General features: G+C 49.1%; 14 protein-coding genes. 9 read left to right on the top strand and 5 right to left on the bottom strand.

Going from position 1 to position 20,215, the window contains the following annotated elements; all coding sequences use genetic code 11:
- Window positions 1-265: 265 nt before the first annotated feature.
- The 3 genes from NF212_RS06785 (at window position 266) to NF212_RS06775 (ending at window position 5,233) form a co-directional block, all read left to right on the top strand.
- Window positions 266-1,612 carry a sigma-54-dependent transcriptional regulator gene (locus NF212_RS06785; protein WP_434360008.1) on the top strand — a complete coding sequence of 449 codons (1,347 nt, stop codon included), beginning with the start codon at window positions 266-268 and terminating at the stop codon, window positions 1,610-1,612.
- A 315-nt stretch (window positions 1,613-1,927) separates the two neighbouring features.
- Window positions 1,928-2,944 (top strand): TAXI family TRAP transporter solute-binding subunit, encoded by a 1,017-nt coding sequence (locus NF212_RS06780; protein ID WP_434360006.1) that lies wholly within the window; start codon window positions 1,928-1,930, stop codon window positions 2,942-2,944.
- 135 nt (window positions 2,945-3,079) lie between these two features.
- Window positions 3,080-5,233, top strand: coding sequence for a TRAP transporter permease (locus NF212_RS06775; protein WP_434360004.1), 2,154 nt, complete (start codon window positions 3,080-3,082; stop codon window positions 5,231-5,233).
- 5 nt (window positions 5,234-5,238) lie between these two features.
- Here the strand turns inward: NF212_RS06775 and NF212_RS06770 are convergent, their stop codons facing one another.
- On the bottom strand, window positions 5,239-7,368 hold the full coding sequence (locus NF212_RS06770) for a PAS domain-containing sensor histidine kinase (RefSeq protein WP_434360002.1): 2,130 nt from the start codon (window positions 7,366-7,368) through the stop codon (window positions 5,239-5,241).
- A 215-nt stretch (window positions 7,369-7,583) separates the two neighbouring features.
- On the opposite strand from NF212_RS06770, the gene NF212_RS06765 reads away from it, so the two are divergent.
- Window positions 7,584-9,368 (top strand): sensor domain-containing diguanylate cyclase, encoded by a 1,785-nt coding sequence (locus NF212_RS06765; RefSeq protein WP_434360000.1) that lies wholly within the window; start codon window positions 7,584-7,586, stop codon window positions 9,366-9,368.
- 71 nt (window positions 9,369-9,439) lie between these two features.
- On the opposite strand, the gene NF212_RS06760 is transcribed toward NF212_RS06765, so the two are convergent.
- The 4 genes from NF212_RS06760 to NF212_RS06745 all read right to left on the bottom strand — a co-directional run bounded on the left by NF212_RS06760 (window position 9,440) and on the right by NF212_RS06745 (window position 14,261).
- A complete protein-coding gene (locus NF212_RS06760) occupies window positions 9,440-10,399 on the bottom strand; it encodes a hypothetical protein (protein ID WP_434359998.1) in 960 nt (319 codons plus the stop codon).
- Between the two features lie 19 nt (window positions 10,400-10,418).
- Window positions 10,419-12,116: an ABC transporter permease gene (locus NF212_RS06755; RefSeq protein ID WP_434359996.1), complete on the bottom strand. Its 1,698-nt coding sequence runs from the start codon at window positions 12,114-12,116 to the stop codon at window positions 10,419-10,421.
- Window positions 12,113-13,201: an ABC transporter ATP-binding protein gene (locus tag NF212_RS06750; RefSeq protein WP_434359994.1), complete on the bottom strand. Its 1,089-nt coding sequence runs from the start codon at window positions 13,199-13,201 to the stop codon at window positions 12,113-12,115. Before NF212_RS06750 ends, NF212_RS06755 begins: the two co-directional genes overlap by 4 nt.
- 67 nt (window positions 13,202-13,268) lie before the next feature.
- Complete coding sequence (locus tag NF212_RS06745) at window positions 13,269-14,261, bottom strand: extracellular solute-binding protein (RefSeq protein WP_434359992.1); 993 nt, start codon at window positions 14,259-14,261, stop codon at window positions 13,269-13,271.
- A 217-nt stretch (window positions 14,262-14,478) separates the two neighbouring features.
- Between NF212_RS06745 and NF212_RS06740 the strand changes: the two genes are divergently transcribed.
- The 5 genes from NF212_RS06740 (at window position 14,479) to NF212_RS06720 (ending at window position 20,196) form a co-directional block, all read left to right on the top strand.
- Window positions 14,479-15,621, top strand: a complete 1,143-nt coding sequence (locus tag NF212_RS06740; protein WP_434359990.1) for an ROK family transcriptional regulator — start codon at window positions 14,479-14,481, stop codon at window positions 15,619-15,621.
- Window positions 15,622-15,948: 327 nt separating this feature from the next.
- Window positions 15,949-17,112, top strand: coding sequence for a Gfo/Idh/MocA family protein (locus NF212_RS06735; RefSeq protein ID WP_434359988.1), 1,164 nt, complete (start codon window positions 15,949-15,951; stop codon window positions 17,110-17,112).
- Entirely contained in the window at window positions 17,109-18,272 is a 1,164-nt protein-coding gene (locus NF212_RS06730; protein ID WP_434359986.1) for a dihydrodipicolinate synthase family protein, read from the top strand. The genes NF212_RS06735 and NF212_RS06730 overlap by 4 nt, the downstream gene beginning before the upstream one ends.
- Window positions 18,269-19,126: a sugar phosphate isomerase/epimerase family protein gene (locus NF212_RS06725; protein WP_434359984.1), complete on the top strand. Its 858-nt coding sequence runs from the start codon at window positions 18,269-18,271 to the stop codon at window positions 19,124-19,126. The genes NF212_RS06730 and NF212_RS06725 overlap by 4 nt, the downstream gene beginning before the upstream one ends.
- 56 nt (window positions 19,127-19,182) lie before the next feature.
- On the top strand, window positions 19,183-20,196 hold the full coding sequence (locus NF212_RS06720) for a Bug family tripartite tricarboxylate transporter substrate binding protein (RefSeq protein WP_434359982.1): 1,014 nt from the start codon (window positions 19,183-19,185) through the stop codon (window positions 20,194-20,196).
- Window positions 20,197-20,215 lie beyond the last annotated feature (19 nt).

The following is a 20,215-nucleotide window of genomic DNA, read 5'->3' as shown; positions in this document are numbered from 1 at the left end:
CTATATTTCATCACTGTGATTGTTTGGTTACCGGAATTTTTATTTGGCTTCAGTTACAAGAATTGATTTTAATAACCACGCAGAGACAAAAGTATTAAATTTAACACACACTATTTCGTATTTATTTCAGGTTTCTTTCCACCACTTTTTTAACCGCCACTTCCCTGATTTGAGTGCCAATCCGGTAAGTTGGAAGATTGCACTTGCCAAAGTGCATCCTGTAGCGCTGAAATAGTAAAAGGAACCGGAAATCAAAAGGCAAAGGATGAGCGAGCAAACACGTGGTGATGTGTTATTGGTGGAAGATGATGCCATAGTGCGCCAGGCTACGGCGCAATGGCTGGAGCTGGCTGGCTTTAACGTGACCAGTTGTGAAACCGGGTTTGCCGCCATGGATGCCCTCGCCCCGGATTTTTCCGGCATTGTTATCAGCGATGTTAAGCTGGGCGATCACGATGGTGTATTGCTGCTGCAGGATATGCAACAGGTCATTCCTGATTTGCCGGTTATCCTGATTACCGGCCACGGGGACATCGATATGGCGGTGAAGGCCCTTCGCCTTGGCGCATTCGATTTCATTGAAAAACCTTTTGATCCCCAGCGCCTGACAGAAACCGTGGTAAATGCACTGGCCGTCCGCCGCCAAAGTGAAGATCAGACAGAACGCCACCACTACCTCAGCCAGCTTGAAGGACTGGAAAAACAGCTTATCGGACAAAGCCCGGCAATCCGTCGCCTGCGTGACCAATTACTCAAAGTGGCGGAAATGGATACCAACGTCATTATTTATGGTGAGACCGGGAGCGGTAAGGAGTTGGTGGCACAAAGCCTTCACCGTTACAGCAGCCGGAACAATGCAGAATTTGTTGCCATTAATTGCGCAGCAATTCCCGAAAACCTGTTTGAAAGTGAACTCTTCGGCCACGAAGCCGGGGCGTTTACCGGTGCCGCAAAAAGGCGAATCGGCAAACTGGAATATGCAGACAAAGGCAGCGTTTTCCTGGATGAAATAGAAAGCATGCCGGTCAGTATGCAGATTAAAGTTTTACGTTCACTGCAAGAACACACGATTGAACGTGTAGGTGCCAACCAAACGGTTGAAATTGATATCCGATGCATCGCAGCAGCCAAGGAAGACCTCAAGGATCACGCCTATTTCCGACAGGACCTTTTCTACCGCCTGAACGTTTCACAACTTTATATCCCGCCTCTTAGGGAACGAGGTGAGGATATCCTGCTGCTGTTTGACCACTTTGTTCAGCAGCAAAACCCGGAGAGATCTGCCAGTACCAATGACCAGGAAACCCTGCTCTCTTACCATTGGCCGGGTAATGTGCGGGAACTGCGGAACATCGCAACCCGCTTTGCTTTGGAAAACAACGTTTCTGTTGGAGAGATCCTGGCTTCAGGGCCGGACAGCATTGCTTCCCCTACACAGAGGCGCCTCCCTTTGACTATCCAGCTTCAAAATGTGGAACGCCAGATCCTGCAGGAGGCGCTAACCCGTCACAAGGGTCATATCCAGGCAGTTATGGAAGAACTTGATCTGCCTCGACGTACACTTAACCAGAAAATGCAAAAACACGGCCTGAACCGGAACGACTACACCTGATATTCCATGCTTGGTAATGAGCAAAATTTTGCCGACTCACAGTGAGGTAAAATGGGATCTCATGCATCCATGGGGTAAGCGCCCCAGTTTTGCTGCTCTGTGGTAATAAACCCGCCGCCTCCCGGTCGGCAATATTTTGCTTATGGTACTTTTTACCAATAAGCAAAATCCTGCTCATTCGATATCGAAGATAAAAGTAACTTCATATTTTTCATAAAGTTAAGGAATGGCATGATTAGTGCTCCATAGGGTCGAATGTAAACAAAGTGTTATTCACGGAAAGAGACATACTTCGAACCCGCCAAGGAGACAATGATGAAAACGAAAAGCCTGTTTAAGCGCGTGATGCTTGCCTCTGCTCTTTTTGCTTCAGCAACCGGCATGGCAACCGCTGCTGAAAACCGCAGCTATATCCTGGCTACCGCATCAACCGGTGGTACCTACTACCCAGTGGGCGTTGCACTGGCAACCCTGAGCAAAGTGAAACTCGAACCCAAGCACAAATTCTCCCTTTCAGCCATCAGCTCTGCCGGGTCAGGTGAAAACGTAAAACTCCTGCGTGAAAACCAGGCCCAATTCGCCATTATGCAAGGCCTTTATGGCGCATGGGCATGGAGCGGTGAAGGTAAGGTGAAACAGTCCGGCCCCCAGAAAAACCTGCGTTCCGTTTCCATGCTGTGGCAAAACGTTGAGCACTTTGTCGTCAAGTCAGATTTGGCGAAATCAGGCAACGTGTCAGATCTCAACAACCTGGAAGGCAAGAAGTTCTCTATCGGTAAGAAAAACTCTGGTACAGAGGGTTCCGGCCGTCACATCATGGGAGGCCTGGGCGTAAACCCGGATAACTTTAACCTGGCATTCCAGGGGTACGGCGCAAGTGCTGATGCCCTGCAAAACGGAGCCATTGAAGGCATGAACACACCTGCGGGTGTTCCTGTCAGTGCCGTCACCCGCGCTTTCGCAGCCATGGGCGAAGACATCACCCTGCTTTCCTTTACTGATGAGCAGATGGCACAGGCAAACAACGGTTACAAACTGTGGACCCGCTTTGTGATTCCAGCCAATACCTATCCCGGCCAGACCAAAGATGTATCCACTATCGCACAGCCTAACTTCCTGGCTGTTCGCCACGATATCAGCGATGACGACGTCTACATGCTGACCAAAACCATCTATGAAAACCTGCCGTTCCTGAACGGGATCCACAAAGCAACCAAAGCCATGGCACTGGAAAAAGCCATTGCCGGCCTGCCGGTTCCCCTTCACCCAGGTGCTGCACGCTACTACAAGGAACAGGGTCTGGATATTCCGGCTCACCTGATTGCCGAGTAATCCCACTTTTTGCCTGCAAGTTTCCAAGCTGTAAGGCAACCCCTTCAGCCGGCCTGATTCAGGCCGGCTGCCATAACAATCATAAAATCCGACATCTACCCGGATGTCCTTGGCACACGTTGTTTTGGAGCTGTCATGTCAGAGACTAAGCCAGATTTTACGCCAGACACTGAGAAGCAGGATTCAGCCGATTTATCCCAGTTTGAACTGCTGCAACGCAACCAATACCCGCTTCTGTCGAAAGCGGTCACTTTTATCGGTGTTGCACTGGCAGTGATGCATATTTGGTTTAACACGCTCGCCACCCTGCCGGAGCTGTGGATCTCCGCTACCCACTTTGCCGGTTTTTCACTGATGTGTGTACTGACCTACCCGGCAGCACGCTCTCTCGCAAATAATAAAGCGGCATTATGGCTTGACGTCACAATCGGTCTCACAGCTGTTGCCTGCCTGGTTTATATCCCGCTGGCAGAAGATGCGCTGTACGAAAGGGGCGTGACTTTTATTGCGAGCGACTGGGTATTTTCCATTCTGGCAATCCTGATTGTGCTTGAGCTGATTCGCCGCACCATGGGGTGGTTTATCCCGGTGTTGATTGTTATCTCCCTGACCTATGTCACCGTGTGGGGAAGCTGGATCAACGGCGTGTTTTCATTTCCAGGCCTTTCCTATGAGACCATGCTCTACCGCAGTTTTTACAGCTCCGAAGGTATGTTCGGCCCCATATCCCGAATCTCCTGGAGTTATGTGTTTATGTTTATCCTGTTCGGGGCATTTCTGGTGAAATCCGGGGCAGGTGATTTCATTATCAACGTCTCCCGCGCTGTGGCAGGAAAAATCATCGGCGGGCCCGGTTTTGTGGCCGTGCTCGGTTCCGGCCTGATGGGGTCGGTGTCCGGCTCCAGTGTAGCCAATACGGTTTCCACCGGGGTGATTACCATTCCCTTGATGAAAAAAGCTGGCTTCCCAGCCCGGTTTGCCGCCGGTGTGGAAGCAGCAGCCTCTACCGGCGGGCAGTTAATGCCACCGGTTATGGGGGCTGGCGCTTTTATCATGGCGTCCTACACCCAAATCCCTTACGTGGAAATCATTGCGGTTTCTTTTGTCCCTGCGCTGATTTATTTCCTGTCCGTAGCGTTCTTTGTCCGGATAGAAGCCAAACGTTCTGGTGTCCATAAAGTCACCGTAGAATCGGAGCCTGTCTCCAGGGTGCTCAAATCCGGCTGGCATTACCTGATCCCGCTGGCCGTATTGGTCTCGTTGCTCATTGCCGGTTTCACCCCCACCTACGCCGCCGGGTTATCGATCATCTCCGTGGTTATCGCATCGTGGCTTTCTCCAAATAAAATGGGCCCGCGTGAGATTATCGACGCCCTGGCACAAGGTTCCAGAAACATGGCAACCACCGCGGTGCTGCTCACCGGTATCGGCTTGGTAGTCAACGTTATCAGTACCACCGGCATCGGCAATACTTTCTCACTGATGATTAACGGCTGGTCCGACGGTAACCTGATCATCATGCTGGTACTGGTCGCCATCGCTTCCCTGGTGTTGGGCATGGGGTTGCCGGTCACGGCTTCATATATCGTTCTGGGAACACTTTCTGCCCCAGCGATTTACAGCCTTATTGCCGAGCAAGAACTGGTCGAACTCCTGATGAACGGGCAGTTGCCGGAACAAGCCCGGGCTATCTTTATGCTGGCAGCACCGGATCAACTCGACGCATTGACCAAACCCATGTCTGAACAAAGCGCGCTGGCATTGCTCGCCATGGTACCGGCAGACTTTATGTCAACTTTGCTGGAACAGGGACTTGGGCTGGAAAAAGTCGCTCTCGCACTGCTTTCCGCCCACCTGATTATTTTTTGGCTCTCACAGGACAGCAATGTCACTCCTCCCGTATGCCTGACCGCATTTGCTGCCGCCACCATTGCCCGGACGCCGCCAATGAAAACGGGCTTTACCGCCTGGAAAATTGCCAAAGGGCTCTATCTGGTACCGTTGTTAATGGCTTATACACCACTTGTCAGTGGCAACATGACTGATGTGATGGTAACCGGGGCGTTTGCAATTTTAGGTACCTGGGCACTGATTGCCGGTATTGAAGGGTATTTGGAAGCGCCGCTGAACCCGCTGGTTCGGGCGCTGGTTGTCGCACTGGGCGCAGGTCTCTTGTGGCCGGATATGCCTCTGGTTGTCCGGGCGGCGTGTACGGCGGTTTTCATTATCCTCGTGGTGATGACCAACCGGACATTCACCCGTACCAATAATGCTCAGCCCTCTTTGTAAGGTTTCTATTTAATCTGTTCGTTTGAACAATTTCCATTTCTTGAACATCCGCCTTTTTCGGCCGGTAAGAATGACAGGGTAAACGTCATTCCCCGGCCCTTCTTATTACTGTTCCCCGGCCTGTTTTCAGCTGTTACCCGTCCTCCCATATCCCGCATACTGTTGGCGGTTATCGCAAGTCCCAGTCCCAGCCCCTCTCCCATCTTCTTCGTTGTGAAAAAAGGTTCAAAGACCCGGTTAAGGCTCTCTTCATCCATACCTGGCCCATTGTCCGACACAACCATATCAATACTTCCGGAATCTACCCGCCGTATTGCCACAGCAATTTCTCCATCTGGCAGACCCTCCGTCGCATCCAACGCATTAACCAGCAGGTTGCCAATCGCCTGCTCAACCCGCTGTTTTTCGCCAAGAACCCAAGGGACGTTTTCAGGTATATCAACAGAAAATGACCGGGGTTCAATCCGCGCCTGATGAAGGAGCAACTGGTTATCCAGTACCGGTTTAATGGCGACAGGTTTGAGTTCGCTGGGGCGATTGAAGGCAAAGGTTTTAAGCTGGGTCGTCATTATCGCCATTCGGTCAATCAGACTGTCCACCAGTGCCATGTTGGCGAGCAGGGTATCAAACTGCCCACGCTCGATAAGGAGGCTGCTGCTGGATAAAAGCGTTTTCAGCCCTGTAAGCGGCTGGTTCAGTTCGTGGGTGATGGCACTGGACATTCTGCCCATCGCAGCCAGTTTCTGTTGTTCTATCAGCTCTTCACGCGCTGATTCCAGTTCGGCAGTGCGCTCCGCCACCCGTTTTTCCAACTCAGCATTGAGTTCCCGGAGGGCATTTTCCGCCTTTTTCCTCTTGCTGATATCGATAACAGTCACCAGGTAGCCCATCCCCTGATGGGACGGCAGTTCCGTCATTGAAAACAGTACAGGAAACAGTGACCCGTCTGTACGCAGCGCCATGGTTTCAACGCCGGTAAGTTCCATCAAACCGGGGTTGTGGGAAAGATCTTCAAGTAACCGGCGTACTGTGCTGTTTCCGCCTGACGTATCGAAAAGCTGCCACAGGGGCAGACCGGAGGACAGCGTATCCGGCAAGTTGAAATACTGTTGCGCCGTTGGGTTAACAAACTGCGCATTCCCTTCGCTGTCGAGCATCACTAACCCTACATTGGTACTGGAAATCATCTGGCGAAGGCGTCGTTCTGAGTTGGCAACTGTCGCCTGCAAGGCCTCGCGGGACTTGAGGGTTTTGCGACGCTCCAACAAATACAGGAACAGGGCTATCAGGGCAAGGGTGACAACAAACCCGGTAAATGCGATACCGTTTACGTTGGTATTGAGGCCGCCCAGTGGCGTAAGGAAATGTACCCGCCATTGGACATCATCGAGCAAGACAGTCTGCTCCAGGTACTCTGCTGAAGCCCCATTTCCATTTAGGGTGAGGACAGAGACACTGAAACCGCTGTCCAGGGAGAGGGGTTGCCTCTGAATATCCCCGCGGTGCTCTGCTTCCAGAAAGTGAGGTTTTGCAGTGAGGAAAAAACGCCCGGACGCATTACTCAGCAAAACATCCTCATTGGCTGCCAACCAGGATTCCGCAAGCAGTGACAAATCGAAGCGGGTGACGGCAATTCCCGTCAGGGTATTTTTCTGGTAAACCGGTGCGGCCAGATAGTAGTAAACATCATGGCCGGAGATATCCGTCATAGACACCACTTCGCCACCACTGTCTGCAATTTTCCGTAATAGTGCCCCAACAACTGCCGGGGACGGCACGGCTCCCCGGCTTGCTGCCACCAGCCAGCCGTCTCGGTTGAATACATACCACCCCTGGGTGCTGGCAGCTTTATCCATCTGGGCAAGAAACTTCTGGCTTGGCAGGTAAGCATCCGGTTCCCCGTTGAGCAGGGCGTTAATCTGGGGATGGGCCGGGGTAAGGTAAGGCAGGACATTGAAGCGGGCCAGGACTCGCCGGATATCACTGACGTAGGAAAGCAGCCGGTCTTCACCAGCCTGGTGCGCAGATTCCAGCATCCAGCTTCGCGCAAAGTTGTGTACCATCGTGGTACTGGACAGCAGAATGATTGCCGCCACTATAGCCCAGGCGATTACTCGAAATCCTTTAATTCTCATCCGCTTTCATCCATGGAACTGCCCTTCCTTAACTTAACAGGAACATGGGCGAACTCAATCTCTGCCCCTTTTTAATTTGTACGATACCGAATCACCCCGATGTGGCTGCTCCGCCGGATTATCTTCTATATTTAAAACAGATGGCTCATTTTTGATACAGATCAAAATTGAAAAATCCCTAACAAAAGCACTGTCGTAAGGAGCCCAAATACAATATGAAGCAAATATCGTACACCTTCGACAGTACTGACGCTTTGCAAGACATCATTCTTGACGGGAGTTTACTGGATGCAGTGTCCGTCAGCCGTTCCTCACTAATTACGCTTCTCACCGGTGAAAACGCACAACACCAATTGCTGACTTACGCGACATTATTGAAAGGCCAGTTTCCCAACACACCTGTTGTTGGTGCTTCGACATGTGGTGAAATCAACCACGGTGATGTTGTGGTTCATTCCGCTACCATTATTATCCTGCTTTTTGATTTCACAGATGTGGTGCCGATTTTCCGCCCTTTCCCGGAAGGGGAAGAAGAGGCTGCCGCCCGTGGTCTGCGAACGTCCCTTGATGAACTTAACCCGGCCGCAGTTTTAATGCTAAACACTCCCCTGAGCTACGATGCCAGCATCTTTAACAGATTTTTTTCTGAAGCGCCGGTAACCTACGACGTCTTTGGTGGGGGCGCTGGTGACTACGCCATGCAGCAAAACTTTGTGTTGTTGGATCATGAAATCAGCAAGTCAGCTGTTGTTGCCATCGCATTTATCGGCGAACAACTCCAGGTTATTCAAGACAGCTTTGTTGGCTGGCGCCCAATGAGCAAGCAGATGCAAATCACCGGTGCCACTGGTCGCATGCTCCAAACGATTGACCATCAACCGGCTGCAGACATCTACCGCAAATACCTCAGCATTGGCGATGACAGCGATTTTTTCTCCAATGCACTTGGGTTTCCAATGCTGATTGGAGACGGAGAAAACATACTTGCCAGGGTACCTATTCAAGTCACAAGCGACAGCGGGCTGCTCTTCATCAGTGACTTTGAGAATATCTCCAACTTCCGCCTGGGGTTTATTGACCCTGAGGTCATCGATAAATTATTGGAAAATATCTATAAGCAGTTTCAGGCGTTCAGCCCTGAGGGCATTTTAGTATTCTCATGTGCCTGCAGACGATTCGTACTCCTGGATGACGTTAAAAAAGAGACATTGCCGCTTTCAGAAATTGCTCCCACGAGCGGATTTTTCAGTGTCGGGGAAGTGTGTAATAGCGAACCGTCTGATTTGGTCGTTAAAAATCTTTCATTTGTTGCTGTCGGCTTAAGGGAAGGTCCAGTTTCCGAAACATTTAAGCCGGAGATAAAAACAGGGGCAACAATACCCGAGGATATCTACCAATCATCACCTTCAACAGTCATCCAGCGACTTATATATTTTATCGACAATTTAAATACTGAACTGTCTGAAAAGAACACCACATTAAAACAACAAAACGAAAAACTTCGCAGCTTGTCTGTCACTGACTGCCTGACCGGACTTTTTAACCGACAACGTCTTGATGATATGCTTGAGCACGAACTCAACCGGGCTTTCAGAATGAATTACCGCTACAGCATCATTCTGCTCGACATTGACTACTTTAAAACGATCAATGATTCCTTTGGTCATCAAACTGGAGACCTTGTACTTAAGGATATTGCTCATTTGCTTCTGAAACATACCAGAGAAACAGACGTCGTCGGTCGTTGGGGTGGTGAAGAGTTTATGGTTGTTTGTCCGGGTACGGGAATAAGGGGTGCACACACACTGGCTGAAAACCTTCGAAAGGCAATCAACGCTTACGATTTTCCTGAAGCTGGCCATATCAGTGCAAGTTTTGGTGTCGGTGAATATTGCGCAGAAGATTCGATTGACTCCTTGCTTACCCGGGTGGACAAAGCCATGTACAGCGCCAAACATAATGGCCGGAACCGGGTTGAATTAGCCGACTTGTTAGAATAATAAAAAAAGGGCCGTTGCAAAGGGGGAGATGCAACGACCAAACACTAACGCAACGTTGTAAACAATTTAAATCACGGAAAATCTAAAGAGATGATAGAACGGTCATCAAAAAATTCTTTTGATGTTGAACCCTTCACATTTTTAAATGTGGTCGTTTTGGTAAAATCTACCTGTTCCACGTACGAGTACTCTTCTTCCCAATCTTGCACTCCCGTGCCTTTCGGTAAAGTCAAATACCCATCTGTAAACATCTCGACGGTATTAATTGATTCAAAATTAAATACAATATCAATAACATCATCCATCAAAGGCTCAACACCGTTAAGCGTGCTGAACCCCAGTGGATGTTCTCCCCGGTTTGCGTATTCTTTTTGGCTGAGAATCCCTTTCAGGACAAGCCGCTCGATATCTGCATGGTCAGCCACCTGGCTGTGCTGTGTAAATACTCTCCTTAAAATAACATCTATATCAGCTTCGCCAATGAGTTTGTCTTTTCTTCCTTGCTCAAGACCATGAAAGGAAATAATTCTTGTCTGGTTCTCAAGCATATCAGGATCTGAATATTTATCCTTAAGGAAATGGTATATTGCAACCCTTGCTGTTGTGGTAATTGAATCGATAGGCTTATTATGGCAATACACATTTGAACCGTTAATTCGAATACCAGTATCACCGATACTGATTATTCTTAACTGTTCATCCAGGAATATCGCCATTGCCAACGTTGTAGACGGGCCATAGATAAAATCTTTGCTCGACATACTCTGGGCAAAACGACTGGAAATAATCCTTAATATCGTTTCAGCCGAGGCTTCTCTTACCCGACTTTCACTAAAAAGCTCCGCACAAATCCTTGCAACCGTATTGGAAGCATATTTGCCAGAACTTTCCCCTACCCTCTCAATTCTGGCAAACGGATCCGTTGCCCCATCAAGCAGGGCAACAACCGTTCCGGGAACAATAAGCATTGAGTCGTCCCCGGCATATTGATTGGCACGAAACTTACTTCGTGAAAAAGCATTAATATTCATTGGGCTAAAATTCTTCTATTTAAACAAACGATGATTCACTGTCATCAGAGAAACGGAAAACCGTGTAAACACAAAGCCCGGTGCTCACCAACAAAATAGTTGACAACGCAGCAGCAATACCAAATTCTCCATCCAATACTGAGATATATATTTTAATTGGCATGGTCACTGTGCCTGAATTATATAAGATTAACGTCGAAGACAATTCGTTAATCGCAGTAATAAAACTCATCAGAGACCCAACAATCAATCCCGGTAAAATAAGAGGCACTGTCACTTTCATAAAGGCTTTAAGAGGGTTAGCACCCAGGTTTATTGCGGCCTCTTCCAGTGAAGGTTTAATTTGCCTTAAGTTGGTGGTGGTGGAACGAACACCGTATGGTAAGCGACGAATAAAATAGATCATGATGATAATGGCTGCTGTCCCGGTCAGGTCAAAAAGCCCTGTACGGAATGTCGTCACAAAACCAATGGCAATAACAACGCCAGGAACCAGGTATGGCACCATCATCAACAGGTCAATCATACCGGATGTTTTTGTATCGCGACGTACAATCAGGTAAGAAATCAACCCTGAGAATATGGCAATTAACGCCACGGCAACCAGCGCAAAGGAGAAGCTGTTGATAATAGCTTCTGGCGCATCACTGATAACCCGCGCATAGCTTTGCAAACCAAACCCACCGGTGAATACCGGACCGCTGGTTTGCAAAAACGAGGTATAAACCACCACCAGTGTAGGCAACATAGCCACCAGAACTACGGCGTAGCAGAAAACATGCACCATCACGTTTTGCATACCCTTCAGTTGGCTGACCACCGGCTTATTGGTTAACGCACTGGCATAACGCCTCTTCGCCAGTATTTTTCTCTGTGCAAGCAGAGCAAGCATAGAGATCGCCATCATCACCAACGAGATGGTTACTGCCATAGTCGGTTTGCCACCCAGCTCGGAGGTATAAGCTGAATACGCGATAGTTGACAATGTCCGGAAACCACGGCCGAGAATTGCCGGTGTACCAAAATCAGCAATAGACAAAACGAAACAGATAATTGCACCGGTACTTACTGCCGGGAATACCAACGGCAGAGTGACCTTGAAAAACCGTTCCAGCGAATTACATCCCAGGTTTTCAGCCGCATCCTCAAAAGATTTGTTCACTGACTTAAGGGCCGTTTGTGTCATCAGGTACACAAAGGGGAAAAACTTAAGGGTGAACACCAGAATCACACCACCTGCACCGTAAATAGTGGGTGTTTCTATCCCAAACTGAGCAAAAAAGTTGGTCACAAATCCGTTGGAACCAAACATCATGATCCAGGCATAAGCACCGATAAACGGCGGTGCCACCAGCACCAGGATTGCCAATGTCGAGATAAACTGTTTTCCTCGAATGTGGAACCGGGCAGTAAAAAAGGCTAAAGGAACACCCAGTAAACAGGCTCCCAGCGTGCCCATAAAGCCCACATAAAGTGAGTTTTTCAGCCCTTTAAGATAGTAATTCTTGGTAAAGACCTTAATGTAATTATCCAGAGTAAATGCTCCGGTGTTGGCATCAAAAAAACTCACAACAAATACACTGAATATCGGTAAAATCAGCAATACAAACAGAACGGCGACTGTCGCCATAGAGACGAAAGACCAAAAGTCCAATTGTCCCCATTTCGGGAAAAGCCCGGCCAATCTGTTTGGAGTTACAGTTCGGGATACGTTCATTGCAATCTTCTCCCAACTTCTGAATCTTCAAACAGGGAGACATCTTCACGGGCGAATGTCATAAACGCCTTGTCACTCTCTTTGAGGTTCATAATGGTTTCATCCGGGCGGGTGACTGCCTTTATTTCCTCACCTTCAGACGTCTTTCCATGTACTTCCATTTCCCGGCCAATAAAGCTGATTTGCTCGATGGTGACTTCGACAGAAAGGGTATTTTCATCACCGGATGGATCGACCTTTACAGAAATAGCTTCCGGACGAATTGCGGCAACAACACCAATCGACTCGTTAACATCAGTTGGGTAAGAGCGTACACTTCCGCCTCCACTCAACAAGCCCGCAATGCCATTTTGTTTCCGCGTTTTAAGGAAGTTGTTTCCGCCTACAAAATTGGCAACAAAACGGTTGGCTGGGCGGTTATATACTTCAAACGGAGACGCGGCCTGTTGAATAATACCCTTGTACATCACGCAAACAGTGTCTGACATTGCCAGGGCTTCTTCCTGGTCGTGTGTTACGTATACCGTTGTCATTCCCATTTTCTGCTGGATTTTTCTTAGTTCGGCGCGCAGATCCACCCTCAGCTTTGCATCAAGATTGGAAAGAGGCTCATCCATAAGCAGGACGGTAGGGTTAATAACAATAGCCCGTGCTAAACCAACGCGCTGTTGTTGGCCACCACTGAGCTCGTGAGGCATACGCTTGGCAAATTCAGAAAGCTGGACCATTTTCAGGGCGTCTTCCACACGCTGTTTCATCTCGACTTTAGCAACTTTGCGTTGTTTCAGGCCAAAAGCCACGTTGTCTTCAACACTCAAATGCGGGAACACCGCATAATCCTGGAACACCATGCCAACATCACGTTTGTGTGCCGGTTCGTTCTCAATGGATTTGGTATCGACAACAATGGTTCCTGCATTCTGTCGGTGAAAACCGGCGATAGTACGAAGTAAGGTTGTTTTCCCACACCCACTTGGTCCAAGCAGTGTGTAAAACGAACCTGACTCGATGGAAATATTGATATTTGATAACGCAACAACGTCACCATATTGCTTTCTAATTCCGTTTATCTGTACGGCAGCCATTGACTCATCCCTCTTCTACCAGGCTAAAAAAGCGCAGTGGCTTAAACAATCCGCCACTGCATAATGTTTATTGAACGTCCAGAACCATATCGCCCCAGTTTTCCACCAGACGTGTACGGTTTTCCGCCGCCCACTCAAAGTCGTAATCTATGGTTGGAACTTCAGGAAGCGGAAGAAGAAGCTCATTGGACTCAACATCACTTCGTACCGGACGGCGGCCCAGTGAAGCGACAATTTCCTGAGCATCTTGGGACAAGATAAAATCGATAAACTGCTCTGCACCTTTTCCATTCGGGCTACCCGCCACCTTGGCAATAGCATCCGGAGCCAGAGCAGTACCTTCAGACGGGTAAACGATTTCTACCGGACCACCCCCTTCTTTGTATTGCAGGGCCGCATCTTCCAGCGTAATGCCAATCGGCGACTCGCCATCATTTACAAAGCGTGGTACTGCACCGGAACTGTTCGAAAGGACGAAGTTTTTCAACATGCCTTTATAGATGTCGGTGCCTTTCTCTTCCGAGTAGTAGGCCTGCAATACGGTTGCGTACTGGATAAATGCCGATCCGGAGCGGTCTGCACGCGCAGAAGAAATTAACTGTGCATATTCAGGTTTTGCCAGGTCTTCCCAGCTAGAGGGAACAGGTAAACCTTTAAGCTTCGCTTCATTGACGATGAATACCATGACCACTGCGGTAAACGGCGACCAGATATCACTCTTCACCAGACCGGGAATAATGTTGTCCGCATGTGCTGATTTATATGGGCTGAATAGTGCTGGGTTAAAGTCCACAACCGTACCATCAACACTCCACAACACGTCCGCCACCGGACTGTCACTTTCTGCTGTCAGGCGGTTCAGCAATTCACCAGAACCGGCTTTAATCACCTGCACATCGAGACCCGACTGTTTTTCGAACATAGGCACCAACGCATCAACAAATTTCTGGGGTGCCGCGGTATAAACGGTAATGGCATCAGCAGCTTGAGAACTAAATGACGCAAGACCCACAACTGCTGCCGACAGTACATTCGATATCAATTTATTGTTTAATTTCATGTTTTCCTCCCTTACACAACCATTTTCATAATAGTTCCCTTATTGATAGACTTGATGTTATTTATTATTTTTCATTATGTAAATTAATGATTGAAACAAATCCTTAACAAATTGGTTTTTTTTGAAGTTGATCAAACTTGTCCACTCACCAACTTCACTAACGATTCCAGCGTGAGATCATTCATTAGATGGGCTTGTATGGGGATGGCGGTACAGAATGGTTGTAGGCAGTTTCAACAAATTAAACGTTCGAAGGATTGTTGCCCACGTTCGGCGACATGGCCCTCAAACCCGGGCTACCCTGACAAAAGAGTTGAACGTTACCCCAGCAACAATTACCCGGTTAACCAGTGAACTGCTTGAGCATGGTGTGATGGAAGAAATGCCGGATCCTTCCAAAAAAGGGCAAAAAGGCTTCCCATCGAAACTCCTGAAACTCAAGTCAGAAAGCCTTCTTACAGCGGGTATATATTTTGACCCGGATACCCTGTATACCTGCCTTGCTGATCTTGAGGGAAACATTGTTTCAGAAGAGCACTTCCCCATTGAGGACAGGGATTTCCATACCATAATGGAAAATGCCAGTGCCAGCATTCACAAGCAATTAGTACAAACAGAAATTGACGTATCAAGAGTCGTAGGATGTGGTGTGAGCTACCCCGGTCAAAATACCGACACACCAGGCAGGACGATGAAAATCAAACAATTTGCTGACTGGCCTTTGATAGACCTGCGCAACGACTTAGCAAAATATTTCGAGTTTCCCGTTTACCACATCAATGATGCAAAGGCAGCTTGCCTGGCAGAGCTTTATTACGGGACTTGTAAATCTTACCAGCACTATTGTTATATCTGGCTTTCCTACGGAATAGGTGGCGCGGCTGTGATCAACCAAAGCCTTTACCTCGGTCACAATCAAGCTGCTGCAGAATTTACCGGATTGTTTCCAAAATCCAAACCCAGGCCTTCCGGTCAACATCTGCTTGATACCCTGGTTAGTGAGGGCTTTGACATTGAACGACTGGATCAGTTGACGTTAGAGCACCTCGAAGCGCCTTGCGTAAAAGAATGGGTTGTTCGCTCTACGGAGCAGATAAAATGGCTTTGCCTTGTGATAGCCAGAACTTTCGCCCCCGATGCCATTGTCATAGGCGGAACATTGCATTCCAGCCTGATCAACCAAATCCAAAAGGCCGTCAGTCAAGAAACAGAATTGGGTGAGGACTACTCTATCCAACCCCCTCAGATTTTGCGGGCAACAACTGACAACAAACCCCAATTGGGAGCAGCTGTGTTGCCAATGGATGAGCTAATCAACCCCGCGAGGTACCAAGGGCGAATTCATAAAACGGATCGTTGACCCTTGTCGTTTATTTAAACCGCTCCCTATACCCAGGGAGTGATTTCATATTTACGCCCGCCAGATTTGAGAATTATGTCTTACAGTCAATAACCCTATAGATTTTTCATCAATAGTGTTCCGATTAAATTCTTATCAATTAACACACTGAAAATTCTGTGTTATTTCATTGCTCAGCCTTTTTCCCAATTCTAAAAAAAATCGTCTCTTCATCGTAAAAACAAAGGGTTACCCCCCATCTACTACCAGAGCACAGCAGATCGACAATCATCAATACCACAGCTAAGTTACCTACTATTCGGTAACTTAATAAGGCGGAATTTGGTAATGGAAGGGCGAATAAAAACCATCGGGATAATCATGCATGGCGTGACCGGCAGAATGGGTCAAAACCAGCACCTTATCCGTTCCGTACTCGCCATCCGCGAACAGGGTGGTGTCATATTAAGCGATGGTTCCAGGGTAATTCCGGACATTATTATCGTTGGCCGAAACGAAGAAAAACTTCGAACCCTTGCAGAAACCTACCAAATAACTCGGTTTACCACTGACCTTGACGAAGCGCTTGGCAATCCTGACGATGCGATTTTTTTTGATGCCGCGTCCACCAAATTACGGCCAGAGCTGCTCAGAAAAGCCATAACTTGCGGAAAGCACGTTTATTGTGAAAAGCCCCTGGCTGAATCACTGCCTGAAGCCCTGGATATCGCTGAATTTGCTGCGCAAAAGGGAATAAAAAACGGCATCGTCCACGACAAACTCGATCTGCCCGGTTTGGTTAAACTGAAAAGGCTTAAAGATCAGGGCTTTTTCGGTCAAATACTTTCAGTCCGGGGAGAGTTTGGATACTGGGTTTTTGACGGAAATATCCAGCCGGCACAACGCCCAAGTTGGAATTACCGCGCGGAAGATGGCGGCGGCATGGTTTCCGATATGCTTTGTCATTGGCGGTATGTGCTCGACAATATCATCGCGCCGGTAAAATCCGTTTGCTGTTACACCGCCACACACGTGAAACAACGTTGGGATGAAACAGGAAAACCCTACCAAGCAACTGCAGACGACGCGGCTTATGCGATGTTTGAGCTTGAAGGTGGCATCTTCGCCCAAATTAACTCCAGTTGGTGTGTCCGGGTTCACCGAGACGACCTTGCCGTTTTCCAGGTAGATGGAACTAAAGGTTCAGCCATTGCCGGGCTGCACCGTTGCATTTGCCAGACACATTCCACCACGCCCAAAGCCGTCTGGAATCCGGATGAAGCCAGTAAAACTGACTATTACAAACAATGGGTTGAAGTGCCGGACAATACGGATTTTGACAACGGGTTCAAAGTTCAATGGGAAGAATTTATCCGCCATGTCATTGAAGATACACCCTGGAAGTATTCATTTATCGAAGGCGCAAAAGGTGTTCAGTTGGCTGAAATTGGGTACCAAAGTTCCCAGGAGCGCCGGTGGCTGGATGTGCCAAACCTGGGAGGCAAACTGTGACACTTCTCCGACTCCCCAACGAAGCAGGCGGGACAACAAAAGTTGCGTTGCATCCGGCACAGTATCCGGACTGTTCCAGGCATGCGAACTGGAACAGGACAGCTTTTGCTGCAGCGCATGTTGTTACCAACCCTCTTGCAACATACTCCCCGACCCTTGATTCAGCGATAGACTGGGATGCAACACTGGCATACCGGTCGCACTTATGGCGACACGGCTTTGGTGTTGCAGAAGCCATGGATACAGCCCAGCGAGGCGCAGGGCTTACATGGCCTGATGCCCTTAAACTGATTCGGGAGACTGCCCGTTGGGCAAAAGCCGAGGGTTGCCCGGTGGCCAGTGGTGCGGGAACGGATCACCTGGATCCCGGTAAACCGTGGCGAATGGAAGACATCATTGATGCATACCGTTTCCAGTGCGAGGCCATAGAACAGGCCGGAAGCCGGGTCATCTTAATGTCATCCAGGGCGCTGGCTGCCAACGCAAAGTCTGCAGAAGATTACTTCCGCGTATACCATGAGGTACTTCGTTCTTTGGAACACCCGGCAATCCTCCATTGGCTTGGTTCAGCCTTTGACCCCGCTCTTTCAGGCTATTGGGGGGCAGACAACCAGACCGAAGCAACAGAACATTGCCTCGCTGTCATAAAGGAAAACCAAAGCAACGTTTGCGGGATCAAGATATCCCTGCTTGACCCTGCCATTGAAATTTCTCTCCGAAACCGTCTGCCGGCACAGGTACAGATGCTCACTGGGGACGATTTTAACTACCCGGAACTTATTGCCGGGGATGATAAAGGCCATTCAGGGGCGCTGCTCGGCATATTTGATTCTATCGCACCAGTTGCTTCAAAAGCGTTGAGTGCACTTTCTGAAGGCGATAAGGAACTGTTCCACACCTTACTTGGTCCCACAGTGCCCCTCAGCCGCCATATTTTCTGCAACCCGACCCAGTTTTATAAAGTGGGGACTGTGTTCCTGGCTTACCTGAACGGTTACCAGTCCCACTTCACCATGCTGGGCGGCTTGGAAAGCGCTCGCAGTACCTTACATCTTGCAAGACTTATCGAACTTGCTAATAACGCGCAGCTTTTCCATGACCCGGATTTGGTTGCCTACCGAGCCCGCGCCTTTTTCACCTGCCGGGGAGTGTCAGTATGACATTACGTGAAAAGCAACCCGGCATGCAGACAGGAATCAACCCTCGCAGGCTGTCGCTGAATACCGCCACCATTGGTAATCAGTGGGATTTGGGTAAGTGTATTGAAGCCTGTGAGCGTTACGGATTCGGCGGCATTGCCCCCTGGCGCAATGAATTGCAGAAGTACGGTGTGAACCGGGCTGCAACCCAAATAAAGAACGCCGGACTGGAAGTTACCGGGCTTTGCCGAGGCGGTTGGTTTACAGCAGAAGGTGCTCTCAGTAACAAAGTAATGGACAGCAATTACCGCGCCGTTGATGAAGCCCTTGAAATCGGTGCCAACTGCCTGGTGATGGTAGTCGGTGGCCTGTCCCCCGGCAGCAAAGACATCGACCGCGCCAGAGAAATGGTGCTTGAAGGCCTGAACAAAACCCTGCAGTACGCCCGTCAGAACAACATGCCGGTCGCCATTGAACCTCTTCACCCAATGTATGCCGCCGATCGCGCATGCATAAATACCCTTGCCCAGGCCCTGGATATCTGTGATGCACTCGGGGAGGGAATTGGTGTCGCCGTTGATGTCTACCACATCTGGTGGGATCCGACACTGGCTGAGCAGATTACCCGGGCGGGTGCGCACAGGCTGCTGGCCTTTCACATCTGCGATTGGCTGGTACCGACCCGTGACATCCTTTCTGATCGGGGCATGATGGGTGATGGGGTCATAGATATACCGCAAATTCACGGGATGATGGAAAAATCCGGCTATCACGGGATGTCGGAAGTAGAGATATTTTCTGCCGAACATTGGTGGAAAAAAAGCGGAGACGAAATCATGGAAACCATTGTGGAGCGTGCGGCTGTCCACTGTTGATTGCCAAGCGAGTCCACAAAGGAATGAAACCCAACTGAATCACTAAGGAGTTGACCATGCGTTCCAACTGTTTTGGAAAAAGCCTCTTTGTAGCATTGGCTTTGTTACCCTTACTGGCCCCTTCATTGGCTAACGCAACATGGAAGCCGGAAAAACCGGTCAGGATCATCGTGCCCTGGGGAGCCGGTGGATCTACCGACCAGCTTGTCCGCGTATTGCAGGGCGAGCTTGAACAAGCGTTGAATCAAAAGGTTATCGTTGTAAACCAACCCGGAGGAGCCGGTGCCGTTGGTACCAAAGCCGCTTGGGACGCACCCCATGACGGGTACACCTGGACCGCGGGTGCCGTTTGGGATTTAGGCACCTATGAGGTAACCGGGGCTTTGGATACAAAACTGTCTGACTGGGACATTTTCCTCGCTGTATCCAATTTCATGGTGCTTTCCACCTACCCTGGCTCACCGCTTCAAACCCTTGAAAGTGTCAGTGATGCAATGAAAAACAACAGCAGTGAGGTTACCGTTGCCACTGGCGGTATCAACTCATCCGGCGGTATGGCAGCAGAGATGCTTAAAAGTGGCGTAGGCGGAGACTACAAAATGGTGACTTATGACAGCGGGAACGCCGCTGTACTGTCTACTGTCGCGAAGGAAACTGTGCTCACCACCCAATTGATCGCAGAGCAATATGACATGCTGAGAGCAAAAAAAATAAAGGCGCTTGCCGCATTCACCCCAGATGATGTCACGGTTCCCGGTGTCGGTGACATTCCCTCCATTAACCATGCTTACCCAAATATTAATACTACGTTTGTAGCCTTTGGTATTTGGGCGCCAAGTGACATTCCCAAAGAAGTGTCAGACACCATGCTACAAATCTGGAAGGATAAAATCGCAGGCTCACCACGCCTGGCAGAGTACGCAAAATCAAAATCCCTCGCTGTCACGCCATTCTCAGGCAAGCAAGCCTATGACACCGGCTTTAAAGCCACTCAAATTATGGCCTGGCAATTGTTTAACGGCGGTAAGGCCAAGGTTTCTCCCGAATCTGTCGGCATCCCACCGCTGTGATCGGGAGGGAGCACTAACA

Source organism: Parasalinivibrio latis (assembly GCF_036825535.1).
GTDB classification, from domain to species: Bacteria; Pseudomonadota; Gammaproteobacteria; order Enterobacterales; family Vibrionaceae; genus Parasalinivibrio; species Parasalinivibrio latis.
This window is presented reverse-complemented; position numbering and strand designations above follow the sequence as displayed.